The 17,587-nt window shown below is 54.9% G+C and carries 14 protein-coding genes; 8 read left to right on the top strand and 6 right to left on the bottom strand.

Annotation, left to right across the window (positions count from 1 at the left end):
- Positions 1-362: 362 nt before the first annotated feature.
- The 3 genes from ABMV07_RS13675 to ABMV07_RS13685 all read right to left on the bottom strand — a co-directional run bounded on the left by ABMV07_RS13675 (position 363) and on the right by ABMV07_RS13685 (position 4,834).
- Positions 363-1,028 carry an ABC transporter ATP-binding protein gene (locus ABMV07_RS13675; protein ID WP_374064732.1) on the bottom strand — a complete coding sequence of 222 codons (666 nt, stop codon included), beginning with the start codon at positions 1,026-1,028 and terminating at the stop codon, positions 363-365.
- Positions 1,025-2,059, bottom strand: coding sequence for an ABC transporter permease (locus tag ABMV07_RS13680; RefSeq protein WP_374064733.1), 1,035 nt, complete (start codon positions 2,057-2,059; stop codon positions 1,025-1,027). The genes ABMV07_RS13675 and ABMV07_RS13680 overlap by 4 nt, the downstream gene beginning before the upstream one ends.
- A 135-nt stretch (positions 2,060-2,194) precedes the next feature.
- The gene (locus tag ABMV07_RS13685; RefSeq protein WP_374064735.1) at positions 2,195-4,834 is read right to left on the bottom strand and encodes a choice-of-anchor M domain-containing protein; all 2,640 of its coding nucleotides are present in this window, start codon (positions 4,832-4,834) and stop codon (positions 2,195-2,197) included.
- Between the two features lie 91 nt (positions 4,835-4,925).
- Between ABMV07_RS13685 and chrS the strand changes: the two genes are divergently transcribed.
- Positions 4,926-6,179 carry a heme-responsive two-component system sensor histidine kinase ChrS gene (chrS, locus tag ABMV07_RS13690; RefSeq protein ID WP_088266549.1) on the top strand — a complete coding sequence of 418 codons (1,254 nt, stop codon included), beginning with the start codon at positions 4,926-4,928 and terminating at the stop codon, positions 6,177-6,179.
- Entirely contained in the window at positions 6,176-6,775 is a 600-nt protein-coding gene (gene chrA, locus ABMV07_RS13695; RefSeq protein ID WP_088266548.1) for a heme-responsive two-component system response regulator ChrA, read from the top strand. The genes chrS and chrA overlap by 4 nt, the downstream gene beginning before the upstream one ends.
- On the opposite strand, the gene ABMV07_RS13700 is transcribed toward chrA, so the two are convergent.
- Both ABMV07_RS13700 and ABMV07_RS13705 read right to left on the bottom strand, forming a co-directional pair.
- The gene (locus ABMV07_RS13700; RefSeq protein WP_088266547.1) at positions 6,772-7,317 is read right to left on the bottom strand and encodes a VanZ family protein; all 546 of its coding nucleotides are present in this window, start codon (positions 7,315-7,317) and stop codon (positions 6,772-6,774) included. The genes chrA and ABMV07_RS13700 overlap by 4 nt on opposite strands.
- A 96-nt stretch (positions 7,318-7,413) precedes the next feature.
- Positions 7,414-9,315, bottom strand: a complete 1,902-nt coding sequence (locus ABMV07_RS13705; RefSeq protein ID WP_374064736.1) for a YhgE/Pip family protein — start codon at positions 9,313-9,315, stop codon at positions 7,414-7,416.
- 372 nt (positions 9,316-9,687) lie between these two features.
- On the opposite strand from ABMV07_RS13705, the gene ABMV07_RS13710 reads away from it, so the two are divergent.
- Positions 9,688-9,891, top strand: a complete 204-nt coding sequence (locus ABMV07_RS13710; RefSeq protein WP_374064737.1) for a hypothetical protein — start codon at positions 9,688-9,690, stop codon at positions 9,889-9,891.
- Between the two features lie 275 nt (positions 9,892-10,166).
- On the opposite strand, the gene ABMV07_RS13715 is transcribed toward ABMV07_RS13710, so the two are convergent.
- Positions 10,167-11,516 (bottom strand): IS256-like element IS1132 family transposase, encoded by a 1,350-nt coding sequence (locus tag ABMV07_RS13715; protein ID WP_374064738.1) that lies wholly within the window; start codon positions 11,514-11,516, stop codon positions 10,167-10,169.
- A 462-nt stretch (positions 11,517-11,978) separates the two neighbouring features.
- Here ABMV07_RS13715 and ABMV07_RS13720 point away from each other — a divergent pair, with 462 nt between their 5' ends.
- From ABMV07_RS13720 to dhaK, 5 genes are all read left to right on the top strand, one after another.
- On the top strand, positions 11,979-12,206 hold the full coding sequence (locus ABMV07_RS13720) for a hypothetical protein (RefSeq protein ID WP_229254894.1): 228 nt from the start codon (positions 11,979-11,981) through the stop codon (positions 12,204-12,206).
- Positions 12,207-12,394: 188 nt separating this feature from the next.
- The gene (locus ABMV07_RS13725) at positions 12,395-13,786 is read left to right on the top strand and encodes an NAD-dependent succinate-semialdehyde dehydrogenase (protein WP_374064739.1); all 1,392 of its coding nucleotides are present in this window, start codon (positions 12,395-12,397) and stop codon (positions 13,784-13,786) included.
- 167 nt (positions 13,787-13,953) lie between these two features.
- Positions 13,954-14,748 (top strand): PTS sugar transporter subunit IIA, encoded by a 795-nt coding sequence (locus ABMV07_RS13730; protein WP_197692941.1) that lies wholly within the window; start codon positions 13,954-13,956, stop codon positions 14,746-14,748.
- A gap of 25 nt (positions 14,749-14,773) precedes the next feature.
- Positions 14,774-16,327 (top strand): PTS ascorbate transporter subunit IIC, encoded by a 1,554-nt coding sequence (locus tag ABMV07_RS13735; protein ID WP_374064740.1) that lies wholly within the window; start codon positions 14,774-14,776, stop codon positions 16,325-16,327.
- Between the two features lie 263 nt (positions 16,328-16,590).
- Positions 16,591-17,586: a dihydroxyacetone kinase subunit DhaK gene (dhaK, locus tag ABMV07_RS13740; protein ID WP_374064741.1), complete on the top strand. Its 996-nt coding sequence runs from the start codon at positions 16,591-16,593 to the stop codon at positions 17,584-17,586.
- The last annotated feature ends 1 nt before the right edge of the window (position 17,587 follow it).

Raw genomic sequence — 17,587 nt, forward strand, 5'->3', positions numbered from 1 at the left:
CAAAAACAAAGTAACCTGCTACCATTCAAGAAAATTGACCCCTAGAAGTAAGGAGTTCCCCATGGACTTCAGCGTTATTTCCGGTGCGCTGTCCACCGCTTACCAGTTCATTGCACCAATCCTGAAGATCATTTCCTTGATCAAGTCCTTCATCTAAGGGACCTAAAGGATTCATCTTCAATACCCCCTGTAGAAAGCAGCCACAACGAGCTGTTTATGCAGGGGGTTTGTTGTTTTCTACAACCACTAGAATCCGCCCCTTGAAAAGGGAAAATCGGCCTGCGGGTTGGACGTTTGAGCGCGTTTGTGTCCAACTCGCTAGGCCGATTGTCTGTTTAGCGGTAAGTAAGGAGCGGTGGGGGTTATGCGGTTTGGAGGGCTTTTCCGTCGGCCATTTCTACGAAGCGGTCGGCGTAGGCCAGTTGGGAGCGGTCGTGGGTGACCATGAGTGTTGCGAGGTCGAATTCTTTGGTGACGTCGCGCAGTAGTTCGACGATTTCCTTGGAGAGGCGGGCGTCGAGGGCGGAGGTGGGTTCGTCGGCAAGCAGGAGTTGGGGGTTGCCCATGAGTGCGCGGGCGATGTTGACGCGCTGGCGTTGGCCGCCGGAGAGTTGGGCTACGCGTCGGCCGCCGAGTCCTTCGAGTCCGACGCGGGCGAGTAGTTCGTCGGCGCGGTCTTGGCGGGGTTTGGTGCCGCGTAGGTGGTCGGTGATGAGCAGCTGTTCGCGGGCGGTCAGCGATCCGAGGAGGTTGGGTTGCTGGAAGACGAACCCGATGTGCTCGCGGCGTGTCGACGTAGCGTCGAGGCATTCCGCACCGTGGAGTGTCACGGTTCCGGAAGTGGGGTCTTGGAGGAAGCCGGCGATGGAGAGCAGGGTTGATTTTCCAGAGCCGGATTCGCCGACGATGGCTACGAGCTCGCCTGGGAATATTTCCACGTTGGCGGAGTCGAGGGCGGTAACTGTCGAGGTGCCGTCGGGGTAGACCACGCTGGCGTTGGTGATGGAGAGAACTGGTGCGGCGCTCATGCTGTTGCTCCTAATGCAATCTGAGGATCGACTTTGGTGACGTTGCGAACGGCGATGGTGGCTCCGATGAGGCCAAGTGTCCAGATACCGAATGCTGGGCCGAGTACGGATACCCATCCGAGTGAGAATGGCACACTGCCTGCAATGAGCCATCCCAGAAGGGCGCCGATGCCGGTACCGAGGGCCACGCCTGCGGCGAGGATGATGGCGGCCTGGCCGAGGGCGTCGATAAGCAGGTAACGTTTCGACGCTCCCAGCGTGGCAAGCACGGCGATGTCGCGAGTACGTTGCAGCGTCCAGACGGTCAGGAAGGACACCGTGACCAGTGCGGAAATGATGTACAAGAACGCCTGCATGCTCAATAGAGAGGAGCGCTCTGACTTATAAGCGGGCATTGCTTGGAATGCGCCCTTGAGGTCGGTGACTACCTCATTGTCTTGAGGCTGGGTAGTTGGCTCTTGGTTGAGAAGCAGTACCGTGCCCACAGCCTTGGTATGGCTGACCAGCTGCCAAGTGGCAGTGTCGACCCAGACCACGGGGGTGTGGCTGTAGTTTTCGGTTTTGACAGTGTCGGCAACGGTGACGGTCGCACCACCAAGGGTGATGTGGTCGCCTGCGCGTACGTGCAAAGAGTCGGCGAGCTCGGCGGGAAGCAGTGCACCTTGTTCGATGGAGCCGCCCACAGAGTCGGGGAGTTTAGTTCCCTCGGGAAGACCCATCACTGCGGTGGTGTTGGCGTTTTGATCCGATTCAATGCGGGTTTGGGAAACGCCAAGGGGAGTGGAGTTCTTCCAGCGTTCTGCCTGCTGCTCGGAGATTTCCGAGTGGGTGAACTCTGGGGAGGAGTCGCCTGCGGTGGTGAACACCACGCTGTGTGGTGCGAGTGCTTCGATGGCTGAGGTGTTTTGTTTACCTAAGCCCTGGGTGAGGCCGGTCAACATGACGATCAACAAGGTGATCAAGCCGACGACCGATGCGATCAGGGTGAAACGCCCTGCTGCGGCGCGGATGTCGCGGATTCCTAAGAACATGATGTGCTCCTTACTTTCACTTCTATTGTTGTGAAATTAAGGAGCTATTCCATCGGTTGCCGTGGTGAAACTCCGGCCAATCAACTGGTTGATATGACATCACTAGGTTAGATCGTGCGCTTTACTAAACAGCGCCTACTGGCGGCGCATCCTCACCAAGCCCAGTACCGCAAAACCGATACCAAAGAACGCCAATGCGGCCGGAAGCAGCAGATCAGCGTAGGAACCCGTCTCCGCGAGTTTCTGCTTAATTGCAGACTTCTTCACGTTCGGATCTTCCTTCTTCGGTGACTTAGAGTCACCGCTCTTCCCAGCAGTCTTGGACTCACTGGACTTTGCAACAGGGTGCACAGCTACTTTTTCTGCCTTCTTGCTTTCTTTTCCTGCTTTACCGGCTTTACCCGACACGTCTTCGCCTGTTGGCTGCTGCGCGGTGGCGTTATCGCCCACGAGGAACGTCACGGGCTGTGGTGCTGCGATTTCCTTGTCGCCACTTGTGGCCTTGAAGTACAGGGTGTATTGCCCTGGTTTGTTAAAGGACCAGTTGCCGTGCAGGTGCAGCGGTTTAGTGGTGCTCAGTGTGCGCGTGTCCTCGTCACCGGTGTCGAGCATGCGCTTAACCTCGCCGGTTAGCGGATCAGCCTGGTAGAACACTGCACGCCCACCGTCTGGGGTTTCGGCATGATCCAAGGTGATGTCCACACCCTGCGGGTAGTGCTTGTAGTTCAGGTCCTCCGAGCTGAATCCTGGCCATGGCTTACCTGGTTCCTCGCTGCTAGGCAGAATGTAGAACTTCTCACCTACAGGGCCTAGGAAGTCCCACTTCTCGTCGCCAAGCTTGTTATCACGCTTCTGGCGTGCATTGTCACGTACTCGAATGATGGTGTCGTCGAGGGAACGCTGTACATGCTCATGATTCAGGTTAAAGCCCACTTTACCGTTGTTCTTAGCAAGGCGGATGTCAATATGTCCCTCGGTCAGCTCATGTTTATGGGCAACGGTAGGTTCCTTGTGTTCCTCAGATGATTGCGACGACGGTGATGACGGAGAAGACGGGTCAGTATCCTTGCCATTACCGTTTTTATTGGTTTCCGTGTCGTCACCGGTATCTTCGGTGTCTACACTCTCAGAGTCGTCGCTGTCATCAGTGTCGGCCTCGTCTTCGTGCTTCATCAGCGGGATGTTCTTCACGTCGTCGCCGCGTTTGAAGGAACCGAAGGTTTCTATCTGCTCGGGGGCTTTCTTCTCGTCCAGCTCCTCGAACTTGTAGTCTTTCTCTATGGACTTGCTTAAATCAATCTCTTCCGCTTTGGAGTCAATCGACTTCACATCGATCAATGGATGAGGAATGACAGTAACATGCAGCCATGGTTTAAAATCCTCACACGCGGAGATATCCCATTCCTGTTCGATCTTTCCATTTTCGTCGAAGTGCCCCTCTGCACTACATGCCGGCGCACCAATTGTGGAATTTGAGGAAAACATTTTAATTGAGGCAAAACCTCGCAACTTCTTATCGCCTTGCAGCGTCAAGATGTGTTTTCCATCCTTGGGCTTTATAGACACCCTGACATTGGTATCTTCCAATGATATTGGTTGTGGATCCCACACACGCTCTTTATCAATTTCCTTCGGCTTTACCAGTTCGGAGTCTGTCTCTGAGATATTCTTGGAGTCCTTGCGATCGTAGGTGAAAGACTCGGAAAGCCATGCTGGCTTGGAGTAATCATCAGGAATGAACAGCGCTTGGTACTTAGAGGATCCCTCGCCAAGGAAAGTGGTGGACTTCGCGGTGCCACCGGTGACAGGGAGTTCGTCGAGGAAATGGCCATCGATAAGCAAGACGAGGCGACCGTTGCCGGATCCCTTAAACGCGATCTCGGTGTTTTTGTTCTCACTAGGCTTAAGGGACAAGCTTGCCGATACCTCCCCCTTAGTAGCTTTCTCCCATGCCTGTGCTGGGTCGAGGATCTTTCCCTTGTCCGGCTGTTCGCCACCTACTTGCCATGCCAAATTCATAGGCATGGTCTTAATGGGCTCACCCTCGCTGTCATATGCGGTGGCTTGGTAGGTGAACACGTAGCGACCAGGCTTGGTAAAAGTGGTGTGGTAGTGCGAGTGACGCGGCTTAATCAGTGAACGGAATGCCTTATCTTTGCTGGAGAAAATTCGAGTGGCGCGCAACGCTGTCTGAGTGAAAACTTCTACGTCCCCTGGCCCTTCTACTTTCAAAAGGTCAAGAGAGTAGTTCTGATTTTGTAGCTCTTCATTATCAGCAGCTTTTTGAATGTGGGAGCCACTATTATAACCAAAGTAGATAGGTAACTGGCTAGCATCCACATTCTGTGGAGCCTGCCACACGGTATCACCTTGTTTTGCTACAAAGGGAGTTTGCTCAGTGGAGTTAAACCGATAGTAACCAGATTGCGGTAGCCACATAACAGCATTATCGGCTGGCAAGCCTTTATATTCGGCGGTTTCTTCATTTGCCTTTCTCAGACCTAGCACAACGCCAAGGCCAGTGATCTCCTTGCCACCATCCCCATCATCTTCGCCCTCCAAGTTATGGTTAGCACCAGTAACAGCAGCTTCAGGTGAGAGATCCATATGTGTGCCGTAAACGGTGTGTTTGTTCTGATCTGGGCCAGCTAGGGCGGTAGGGGGGAGTGAGGCAAGTCCAGTCACAAGGAAGCAAGTAGCCGCAGCTCCTACTAATCGACGGTGAGGGATTTTCATCAAACACACTTTCATGAAATTATCGGTAGTTATTTTCATTAAAAGGTATGGCCTAATTTGCCTTTATGCAACATAGGCTTCAATTAAGCGAACTTTCCTTCCAATCCATCACAGGCGCAGGAGATCTTTTATGCTCGCTAGTGTGAAGCCTCATGTGATTCAAATTCTCACCGTCATGCGTGTCAGCCTGCATGTAATGTTCGCTGGTCTGCTCATTTTTGGAATCGTACGTTATTATCTCGAGCTTCCAACAGTTCCAACCGATGCAAACAATATTGCTATCGCCGCAGCAATCACGCTGGGAATTTTCTACATGATCGGCACCGCATGGGAAAATCGTTTCGCGCGTGGCGACGACATCCCGGACCCCGGGATACTCAGTCCCGTGTGGCTCGTGATTATTGTTGCTCTCTGGGCTTTCCTCGTAGGTGCCTCCGGCTATTTCCTGTGGCTGATGTTCCCACTCGTATTTGTAATGTTGCATCTCAAGCAGGGCATTCGTGGCATCTTGGGCGTTGCCTTACTCCTTGCCATCGCCATCGCAATTCCCCTAGCCACACGCCCAGATGAGTGGATGCCCGCACAGGCCATGGGCCCAACGATGGGTGCCGCGTTTTCCACGGTGATTTTTTATAGCTACACCACCTTGCGCAACGATGCCCAACATTACCGCCAACTAGCGGCAGAGTTGCTTGCAGCCCAGCAGGATCTCGCCACCTCTGAACATGAGGCGGGCAGGCTTGAAGAACGCGAACGCCTCTCCCGCGAAATCCATGACACGGTCACTCAAAGTTTAAGTTCCATTGTAATCTTGGCACGTGCCGCGCACGGTCGCCTCGATAAGGGCGAAATCGAAGATGTGGCGCGACAACTCAGCGTAATTGAAGCCCAAGCCTCTGACAGCCTTGCAGAGGCGCGTCGCTTTGTGCGCGATCTAGCAGCTCCGGCACTGGGCGACTCGCTACCTATTGCACTGACCACCACCGTTAATAATCTGCGCGCCAAACAGGATGCTCTCGGTGCTCCATTGGATGTCCATTTGGAGCTGGTGGGGGATACGTCGATAAGCCTGCCAGAGCCGGTATCGCGCACGGTGGTTCGCGTGACCCAAGAAGGGCTCAACAACGTGGTCAAACATGCGCACGCCACAAAAGCTGTGGTCACCCTGGGCGTGTGGGAGGACGAGGTCAGCCTCGACGTGGTGGACAACGGAGTCGGTTTCAACCCCGACACCACCGAGCGTGGCACCAGCTCCGGCTTTGGCCTCGACGGGCTCCGCACGCGCGTAAATACCGTTGGTGGCACACTCGTGATTGAATCAGATACATGCGGCACTGCACTCGCATGCCGCATTCCGCTCACCAGCCGCCGGGAGACTTCATGATCCGCGTCATGCTTATCGACGACCACCCCGTAGTCCGTGCCGGACTACGCTCCATTTTGGACAGCTTCGATGACATCACTGTGGTCGCCGAAGCTAGCGACGGCAGCAACGTCAACATTGAAGGCATCGACGTTGTTGTTACCGACATCCAAATGCCAGGCACCGACGGCATCACCTTAACCCGCGCACTTGCCAGCGCCGGCGGTCCCCCGGTGCTCATCCTGACCACCTACGACACCGAGGCAGACATCCTCGCAGCAGTCGAAGCAGGCGCTATGGGCTACCTGCTCAAAGACGCACCGGAATCGGCACTACACGATGCAGTGGTCGCCACCTTTGAAGGCCGCCGCACCCTCGCCCCCGAGGTAGCCAACGCCCTCATGCAACGCGTAAGCAAACCCCGCCAAGCACTCTCAGCTCGCGAGATTGAAATCCTCCAAAACTTGGAACAAGGACTGAGCAACCGCCAACTCGCGGCCGAACTATTCATCTCCGAGGCAACGGTGAAAACTCACCTCGTGCACATCTACTCCAAGCTCGGCGTAGATAACCGCACCGCCGCCATCACGGCAGCACGCCAGCAGCGTCTGATTTAATTCGGAGCGATACGCGAAGGATCACCCAAACGTTCCCCCAGCCCCACGAGCACGGCGAACACCACGCCCAGCATGATGGCGCAGCCTGCCCACACGGGGAACATCTTGGGCCCACAGACCTTCGCAATCACCGCACCTATCAAAACACCGAGGGCGTTGGTAATAACGTCATCAATATCACTAAAGCCCAAAGAAAACAGGTACTGGCTTAGTTCGATAAGTACACTGATCGCCGTGCCTAGCAGTACGCTTATCCCCACCGCAGAGCGCACGCGCCCATATAGCAGCGCATACATGAGTATCCCCAGCGGGATAAAGAACGCCACGTTGCCACCGTAGCCGAACACGGGAATAAACCAGTTAGTGTCTGGGCCAAGGTTGCGGAGGTCGTCGAAAAGCACCCACGACACCCCGCTGCGGCGCTGGCGGGCTGGATCCCACAAATAACCGATGCGATAAAACGCTTTGAACATAGTTAATGCGAGCATCACCGCAGAATAAGCGACCAAACCACACCACAAGGCCATGCGAGTTCGTGCCACTATGCGTCCTTTCCCAAAACGAGTAGTGCCTTCAGCCTACTTGTACGCATAGAAAAAGCCCGAGGCGGAGGATCCTCGAGCTCAATCACAACAACGCTACTGGTTGTTGAGCTTTCTTACGCGCGCCGCACGCACCATCAACGTGACCGCCAGTGGCACTACAGTAAACAGGGCAAGCACCGCGATGGCCAGCACATAGCTAGAGCCAAGATTGCCTTGCGACGCCCCCACGAATGCTTGGCGGGCGTAGCTCATAGGGGACAGCGGGTGAATCGCACGGAACACCCCTGGCACCGTGGCCAGTGGCCACACACCGCCGAAGGAGAACATTCCAAAAGCGAAGACCGCAAGGATGGCAATGCCACCAACAAAGCGACCAAATAGAGCACGCAGCAGCTGATTAACAGCAGCCATAGCAGAAGCGGTGAATACAAAACCAAGCGCGATGCCCGCCCACGAGCGCGGATGCCAACCGATCGTAGTGGCAAAACCAGCCAAGACAAACAGGGTCAGCACACCGATACCGAATAGGCCGGCAAAGGACTTCAACGTAGGACCAACAAACGCGTTGCGACGATCAGTACCAAACACATGCGGCAGCAAGATCGCAGCCAGTGCCATGAGCAAGAAACCAAAGACCATGACGATCAGCATGGAGGCACCACCGTTGAGCTTCTTAGCCGTTGGATCCTTGCTGTCTACCACCGTCTGCACTGGGTTGACGTTATTTTCCTTGTACACAATTGGAACCGAAACCTGCTTAGCCGATGCCTCTGCGTTAGGAACCTTCGGGGCATTCTTTGCCCCCTCATCAAGCTTGGTGGCCAAGGTGTTAGCACCCTCATTGAGTCGGCCGGCACCGTCGTAAAGCTGCTGCGTGCCATTAGCCAACTGCGCAGTACCATCCGCAAGACGGTGCGCGCCATCGTTCAACTTCACCGCACCATCGTGGGCCTTAGCCACACCATCGCTGAGCTTCAGCACACCACCGTAGTACTCCGAAGAAGGATCGCTCAACATATAACGCAAGGTAGCGGTACCATTTTTCAGCTTGTTCAGCTTGTTCACCTGGTTGTCAGGGTTATTAGCGTCAAACTTGGTGGCCAACTCCTGAATACGATCAGCTTCCGCAACCATACCCACGGCGCGAAGCGCATCGGCAGCCTGCTGCAACTGTGGGGCAGCTGCCTGGGCGGTCGTCAGCACTGGGACGAGAATGTTCACCAGGGTGCCCACGCCGTCATCAATCTGAGCGGCACCATTGCCTAGCTTTGCGGTACCTGCAGCAAGACGGCTGGCACCGTCGGCAAGCTGACCTGTACCATCAGCCAACTTTGCGGTGCCCTCGGCGAGCTGGTGGGATCCGTCGTTAAGCTTCTGCGAACCCGCAACACCCTTGGCCAAGCCGTCCTTCAACTTGCCAGAACCCTCATCCAACTTCGCGGAACCATCAGCGGCACGCTCCAAACCACCGCCGAGCTTATTCACACCGTTGACCAACTTGGTGGCATAGGACTCCGAAATCGATGCCGACACTGCCTGCTGGATCTTAGGAACCAAACCGCCCGTCAACACCGAACCATTCGTGCCATTGAAGTCGTTATACGACAAAATAATTTCCGGCTTAGTCGGCTGATCCGCCAACAAGGTATTCACGTTCTCCGAGAACTTCTCAGGGATCGTCACCGTGAACAAATAAGTGCCATTATCCAAGCCCTTGGCTGCCTCATCAGCACTGACTTGCTTAAATGCCAGATATTCCTTATCCAGCAGCCCCTTGACCACCTTGTCACCATAACGATTGAACTCGCCATTGCGAGTAACACCCTTGTCCTCATTGACCACAGCCAAATCCACAGAACGCAAATTTTTTGTAGGGTCCCACATGGCCCACATATAGACCACAGAGACAAGAACAGGGAACAGCAAGAACAGCACCGCGCACAGGCGCTTCCAGCTGAAATGGCGAGTATCCGCCAGGGTTGTCGACTCAGACATCGTTTCCTCCGGTGAAATAATTAGACCGGATAATTATCGTCGTTTTTCTTTGTAAAACAAAACTTAAAAGGGTTGAGATGCCCCACATTTTAAAAATCAATGGCGGTGAGGCTTTGCGGAAAGATGGTAAAACCATACCCAAACCAGGGGAGTCCCAACAACAGGAGGGGAGTATCTCTTTCCCTTGCATATAGGGCAAAATAGGCCCCCAACTGACAAATTAGAAAATTATCCAAGCAACATAAGAACACTTAGATACCCATTAGATTGGCCACCCACACAGAGAGCACTATAAATAGGCATGCCTAACTTCAGTATTTTGCTAAGGGGTTAGGATCTTTTACCCCTCCCATCCCCTCAAAGGAATCAATCTTGAATATCCTGACCACTCTTGGACGCCGAGCGCTGACCACCCTCACCGCCACCACCATTGTTGCTGGCGGAGTAGTAGCACCTCAAGCAACTGCAGAAGAAGTAAAAAATGCCGATCTGTACTGGGACTTCAACGGCTCAAGCCACAGCAAGTACGACCATAACGGTCCAAAATTTGAAAAAGCTAGCAAGGTGCAGAACTGACAAACATTGATGATGCTTCAGTATATGCAGTATATGCAGAGACTTTCAAAAAAGGCGTTTTCCCTGACAATAGAAGGGAAAAATCCGACATTTTAGTTTTCCGTAACGGGGAGGTAAAAACCGAAAAAATCACTCTAGCTACCAGATCACCTGGCCAGGGGGAGTGACTATGAAGTTGGGGTTTGGAGATGATGGATTAGTCATCAAAGATCTCAATTTGATGCTTAAAAATGATAGCAGAGAGTGTCCGATTGTTTGTGTGCGGGGGGCTTGGTTTACAAGTAGTCCGCGAATCGGTCGGGGTAAGCCACGGCTAGTTGGTTGATGGCTTGTTTCCACCCGGTGGCTTTCGCTCCTTCAATATAGCCGTTGCATTCGATGGCGCGCTTGGCTTTCTTCGCTCGCTGGGCAGCGCGCTTGTCCTCGATGTTGCAGATCATCAACCACAGTGTCTTTAGTGCGGCGGTATCGTTCGGGAACTGGCCGCGGTTACGAGTAGCTTTCCGCAGCTCAGCATTCAGCGATTCGATCGAATTCGTGGTGTAGAGTACCCGCCGTGCCGCAGGCGGGAACTGCAAAAATGGCACAAACCGGTCCCAGGCGTCGCGCCAGACTTTGACCGATTGCGGGTATTTACGGCCCAGTTCACTGGCCTCGAATGCGTCCAGGGCGGCGCGGGCGGTGTCCTCGGTCAGTGCGGTGTAGACCTCCCGTAGCGCACTTGATACGGGTTTGCGGTCTTGGTAGGACACCCACCTGTTGGCCGCCCGGATCAGGTGCACGATACAGGTCTGCACCATGGAATTCGGCCAGGTTGCCTCCACGGCTTCCGGCAGGCCTTTGAGCCCGTCGCAGCAGACGATGAACACGTCTTGGACCCCACGGTTGGCAAGGTCAGCGCACACGGATGCCCAAAAACTGGCGCCTTCATTGTCTGCGATCCACAATCCCAGGATGTGCTTGATGCCGTCCATGTCGACGCCTACCGCCATGTAGCAAGACTTGTTGACCACGCGGTGGCCATCGCGGATCTTCACTCGCAGCGCGTCGAGGAAGATCACTGGGTAGAACTCGTCGAGCTGGCGGTTTTGCCAGATCATGACCTCTTCTAACACCGCGTCGGTAATGGTGCTGATCGTATCTGGGCTCATATCCACCCCGAGGGTGGTGGCGAGGTGGTGGCAAATATCGCGCACGGTCATCCCACCGGCGTACAGGGAGATGATCATGTCATCAAGCTCCGTCAGACGGCGGGTGCCTTTAGGCAGCATCCGCGGCGTAAACGTGCCAGCTCGATCCCGGGGCATAGTCACATCAAAGGTGCCGTAGCCAGAGTTGACGGTTTTGGTGTACGACCCGTTGCGGTGATTGCCACCATCCGGGGTGCCCAGCTGGGCTTTCGCCGTACGATCAGAGTGCGCGTATCCCAGATGCGCGTCCATTTCAGCCTGCAGACCAGCGTTGATCGATGCCTGCAAAAGACCTTTGACCAGGTCGCTGGCATCATCGGTGGAAGTCGACAACTCGCCGATCAGTTCGGCGATTTCCGGATTTTCCATCAGCTTAGCGCTGATCTCGTTGACCCTGTTCGGGTCATGACCTTTCCTCGGTGACACGGTAGTCATTATCAGTGAAACTCCTTCTGGATCAGAGCCTCACACACAAAACACCTGACACCCTCTGATAGCACAGGAGAACTTAAAGCTACCGTCGGTGAAAATTCCAATATTAAACTGTTCGATGTTCAAGAATACTCAGTTTCCAACAAAACCATTACGGTAACGCCAAAAATTCCTACATGCACCGCTGGCACTTGGAAACCATGGCACAACGACCTAATTAGTAAGCTCGGCAATCTTAAATCAGTATTTTTCGAGTCTTACACTTGCAATAACAATGATATTGCCAAACAGCCACTTCCTCTCACCGTAGTATTAAACGGTAAAGAATTCGTTCCTCCTGCCGACGCGTTGTCTCAAGAAGCTCCAGAAAAAAGAAGGAATCTCCAAAACCAGTATCCTCCCCAATAAAAGCCGAGGATACACAAAAGATAAATCTAACTCTGAAGCTAAAATCCAGCCCCTCGGATGGAGAACAAAGCCGAGAAGGAAGAGGAAAAGGCGCCTACAACAGAAAAGAAGACAGAGAAGGAAACCGAGGACCAGTCCGCACCTACCGAAGCAAAAGAAACCGGCCTGAAGGGCTTCCTCAACTCCAAGGCAGGTCAGATCCTGACTGTTGCCCTAGGTGTTCTGGGCGGCTTGGGTGCTCTTTGGACACTATGGACTAAGTTCAGCCATTTGTTCATGCGTTAAGCCGTAATATTTTACAGATCCCCATTTTATTGGTTTGGTCCCTTTCAAAAAAATGGAAAGGGACCAAACCTCTTTTGTGTGAGTTATTTGCCACCTAAAAGAGGTTGAGGGGGAATGCTATATGGGGGTAGCGTAGGCAAAAAGTTTATCGCTATTGCGATGAACACCGCAGATGAGGAGGAGTTTTCATGGCATACGCAACCACCAATCCTTACACCGGCGAAGTTGTCAAGGAATTCCCCACGGCAACCGCTCAAGAGGTCGAGCAGGCTATCACGCGGGCGCATGACACGTTCACACAGTGGAGTCGCAAACCGGTAGCAGAACGCGTGGAAGTTCTTGCCCGCGCCGCCGACATTTTAGAGGCAAAGAAGCGCGAGTACGCGGAAATTATCACCCTTGAGATGGGCAAACTCATTGCCGAGGCCGAAGCGGAAATCGACATTTGCGTCGATATGCTGCGCTACTACGTTGCCAACGGCGAAGCCCAGCTCACCCCACGCTACCTGCCCGCAAAGGGGTTTGGCGAACACGACGTCCAGCTCATCAACGAACCACTGGGGGTTCTCTACGCCGTTGAACCATGGAATTTCCCCTACTACCAGGTCATTCGCATCGGCGCACCACAGTTCACCGCCGGCAACACCATCGTACTCAAGCACGCCTCCAACGTGCCACAATCAGCGCTCAAAATGGTTGAACTCTTCCGCGAGACAGGCGCCCCCGACGGCCTCCTAGTCAACATCTTCGCAGGTCACAACGCTACCGAGACAATCCTTTCCGATCCACGCGTGCGTGGCGTCGCTCTTACCGGATCCGAAGGGGCAGGAGCCGCAGTCTCTGCAACCGCCTCCAAGTACCTCAAGAAGTCCACCCTCGAACTCGGCGGCGCCGACGCCTTCATCGTCCTCAGCGACGCCGAACTCGACAAAGCCGTCGACTGGGCCGTTTTCGGACGCCATTGGAACGCAGGGCAGGTGTGTTGTTCGTCGAAACGCATCATCGTCGAAGACTCGCTTTACGACGCCTTCCTCGCCCAGTACACCCAAAAAGTTGCCGCCCTCACCGCCGGCGACCCCATGGACCCAAACACCCAACTAGCACCACTATCCTCCCAAACCGCAGCCGATGAACTCGGCAAACTCGTCGACAAAGCCCGTGCCGAAGGCGCCACCGTCACCGAAGTAGGCATCGACCTCCCCGAACATGGTGCATTCTACCAACCCACCATCCTCACCGACATCCCACTCGACTCCGACACCGCACACTCCGAATTCTTCGGCCCCGTCTCCCAAATCTACCGCGCCCGCGACATCGACCACGCCGTAGAAATCGCCAACTCCTCCCCATTCGGACTCGGCGGCTCCGTATTCAGCCAAGACGAGGCAAAAGCCAAAGACATCGCGCGTCGCCTCGACACCGGCATGGTCTACATCAACCAGCCCACCGGTGTGAAAGCCGATATCCCATTCGGAGGCACAAAGCGCTCCGGATTCGGGCGCGAGCTCATCGATCTCGGCCTCCACGAGTTCGTGAACCAAAAAGTCGTAGTGGTCACCGACATCGACGGCTCCTTCTAACACCGTTCGGGGGTATTCCGAGGCATTTTGCACAGAACTTCACACCAAATCGCTTCCAAACCGGCCGTTTGGGCAGATTTGGTGTGAAATACTGCGCTGACGGATTTAGTGTGCCCACCCCCGCCTATCCTCAGTAGTTGACACTAGTTATCACTGAGGAGGGATATATGAGTGCGATCAATGAGCTTTTACACGATGATGCGATTGATCTGAACGCCCATGCCGAAACGTGGCAAGAGGCGATAGCGCAAGCAGGCGCATTGTTGGAAAAGACTGGTGCGATTACCAGTGCTTATACAGAGTCTATGATTTCCTCGGTGGAGGAGCAGGGCCCTTATATTGTTGTGGCCCCAGGGTTTGCGTTTGCGCATGCTCGCCCGTCAGAGGCGGTGAAGCGTACTGCGATTGCGTGGACTCGGTTAGATTCACCGGTGGAGTTCCATCATTCGAGTAATGATCCAGTGACTTTGGTGGTGGCGTTGGCGGCGCAGGATGATCAGGCGCATACGGCTGCGATGCGGGAGATCGCCCAGGTGTTAGGGTCGCGTCGGCGGGATCTGGATACGGTGGCGACTGTTGCTGAGTTGCGCGGTGTTTTGGAGGCGTCGAAACGCCGTAAGTCGCGTGGGGTTGCTAGGGGAGCGACACATGTGACAGCCCAGGATTCGGTGGAGTCGAAGGGCAAGATTTTGACGGTGTGTGGCAACGGGCTGGGCACGTCGTTGTTCTTGAAGAACACTCTTGACCAAGTGTTGGATACGTGGGGTTGGGGGCCGTTTGTGTCCACGGAGGCCACGGACACGATTTCTGCGAAGGGCCGCGCGAAGGAGGCGGACTTTCTGCTGACGTCTGAGGAGATCGCGCGCACGCTGGGCGATGTGGGTGTTCCGGTGTATGTGATCAGCAATTTCACGTCGGAGGACGAGATCGACGCCGCCCTCCGCGAGCTTTACGACGTTTAATCGCCCAGTTGAGGAGCTTTTTATTATGAATGCACTCATTGCTATCCCAGAGTTTCTGGTTAATGAGATCTTGTCAGTGCCGGCGTTTTTGATCGGCATCATCACCGCTGTAGGACTTGGCGCCATGGGCAAAAAGACCGGCCAGGTTCTGGGCGGTGCTATCAAAGCTACGTTGGGATTCCTGCTCATCGGTGCGGGAGCGTCGCTAGTCGTAGCATCTTTGGAACCATTGGGCACAATGATTCAAGGTGCCACCGGCGCCCACGGTGTGGTCCCCACGAACGAAGCAATTGTTAGTATTGCGCAAAATCAATTCGGTGGCCAAGTCGCATGGCTGATGATCCTCGGATTCGCCATCTCTTTGGTCCTAGCCCGTATCACCCCGATGAGCTACGTGTTCCTAACCGGGCACCACGTACTATTCATGGCCACCATGCTGACGATGGTGCTCGCCACCGCCGGTTTTGGCCCCTGGGTTGTGGTCCCCGTCGGCGCACTACTGTTGGGCATCTTGATGGTGTCGCTGCCTGCAATCGCCCACCCATGGACGCGCCGCGTAACCGGTGACGACTCCATCGCAATCGGCCACTTCGGTACGGCTGGATACGTGGCGGCTGGTGCCGTCGGCAAGCTCGTAGGCGGCAAAAAAGAATCAATGTCCGCCTCCACGGAAGAGCTCAAACTCCCCGAAGGCCTACGATTCCTTCGCGACTCCATGGTCGCCACCGCACTTTCCATGGCATTAATGTACATCGTACTCGCCATCCTATTCATACTGCGCGCCGGCCAAGACGAAGCCTTCACCGCATTCGCAAACGGTGCAACCAGCGTAGGCAACTACCTCATGCAATCCGTCACCCAAGGCCTACAATTCGGCGTTGCAGTAGCAGTAATCCTGTTCGGTGTTCGCACCATCTTAGGCGAACTCGTCCCCGCGTTCCAAGGCATCGCCGCCAAAGTAGTACCCGGCGCAATCCCAGCTCTCGACGCCCCCATCGTATTCCCCTACGCACAAAACGCAGTGCTCATCGGCTTTATCATGTCCTTCGTGGGCGGCCTGATCGGCCTCACAGTACTCTCCGTCTGGCTCAACCCAGCTTTCGGCGTAGCACTCATCCTGCCAGGACTCGTGCCACACTTCTTCACCGGCGGCACAGCTGGCGTATACGGCAATGCGACCGGCGGCCGACGCGGTGCCGCACTAGGCGGCCTCACCAACGGTTTAATCATCACATTCCTGCCAGCATTCCCGCTGGGCGTTTTGGGCAGCTTTGGTGATACCAACACGACCTTCGGCGATGCCGACTTCGGATGGTTCGGCATGCTCGTAGGCGGCGGCGCTAGCGTAGGTGGTCCGCTCGGCATCGTCCTAGTGATCCTTGTTGGTCTTGCAGTCTTCACATTGGGCTGGTTCTCGCAGGTCAAGCTGGTGCAGGGTAACTGGGATCCGACACCGTGGCGTGGCGGCTCTGCTACAGCGGGTGCTGCGGGTGCTGCTGTGGTTCCGGCCCAGGGTTTGCCCCGTACATACCCGAAGGTCTTGCCACCGAAGGGCGCTCCGGTTCCACCGAGCCGCTAAACGGGGGTATTTCGAAGCATTTTTCTCGGCACTTCACACCAAATCACAAGAAAACCGGCCGTTTGGCTGGATTTGGTGTGAAGTGCCGTCTTTTTCGGGGGTGAACGGGGGTAACCTGCGAGTCAATCCCAGCCGAGCCATGGTTGTGAAAAACGTCCTACTCCGCGTAGTGCCACGTTAGGTATAGTGGGCACCATTCAGAATGCCTGTGACACATATCCGCAGGTTAAAAACCATTTTTAGGTGAAGGAGTGGTTGACCAAATGAAGAAACTCATTAATGATCCACATGATGTGGTCGCGGAAACCATTGCGGGTTTCGTGGCCGCACATAAGGATGTGGTGACCTCCGATGGCCAGTTTGTTGAGCGTGCTGAACCTAAGGCACAGGGCAAGGTCGGGATCATTTCGGGTGGTGGTTCTGGGCATGAGCCGCTGCATGCTGGGTTTGTTGGCTATGGCATGTTGGATGCCGCGGTGCCAGGGCCTGTGTTTACGTCTCCGACACCGGATCCGATTGTGGCTGCTACTAAGGCTGCGGATCATGGGGCGGGTGTGCTTTATATTGTGAAGAATTACACCGGCGATGTGCTGAATTTTGATACGGCTGCGGAGCTTGCTGAGTTTGATGACATTGAGGTGTCGCAGGTGATTGTCGATGATGATGCTGCGGTGGAGGATTCTCTTTATACTGCGGGTCGTCGTGGTGTTGCTGGCACGGTGTTGGTGGAGAAGATTGCGGGTGCTGCTGCGGAGCGGGGCGATAGTCTTGCGGAGGTTGCTGCGGTTGCTACTGAGGTGGTGAAGAATACGCGGTCGATGGGGGTTGCGCTGACGTCGTGCACGGTTCCGCATGTGGGTAAGCCGTCTTTTGATCTTGGTGATTCTGAGGTTGAGATTGGTATTGGTATTCATGGTGAGCCGGGTAGGCGTCGTGAGCCGATGAGTTCTGCGAATACCATTACTGATCAGTTGTTGGATCCTGTTGTGGAGGATCTGGGGCTTTGTGCGGGGGAGCGGGTTATCGCTTTGGTTAATGGTATGGGCGGTACGCCGTCGTCGGAGTTGTATATCGTGTATCGCCGGGTGGCGGAGCGTCTTGGCCAGTTGGGCGTGGTTGTTGAGCGTTCGTTGGTGGGGAATTATGTGACGTCGTTGGATATGCAGGGGGCGTCGGTGACGTTGATGCGGGTGTCTGATGAGTTGCTTGAGCTTTTCGACGCCCCGGTTAACACTGTGGCTTTGAGGAAGGGGATGTAGA

Source organism: Corynebacterium belfantii (assembly GCF_041898185.1).
GTDB classification, from domain to species: domain Bacteria; phylum Actinomycetota; class Actinomycetes; order Mycobacteriales; family Mycobacteriaceae; genus Corynebacterium; species Corynebacterium belfantii.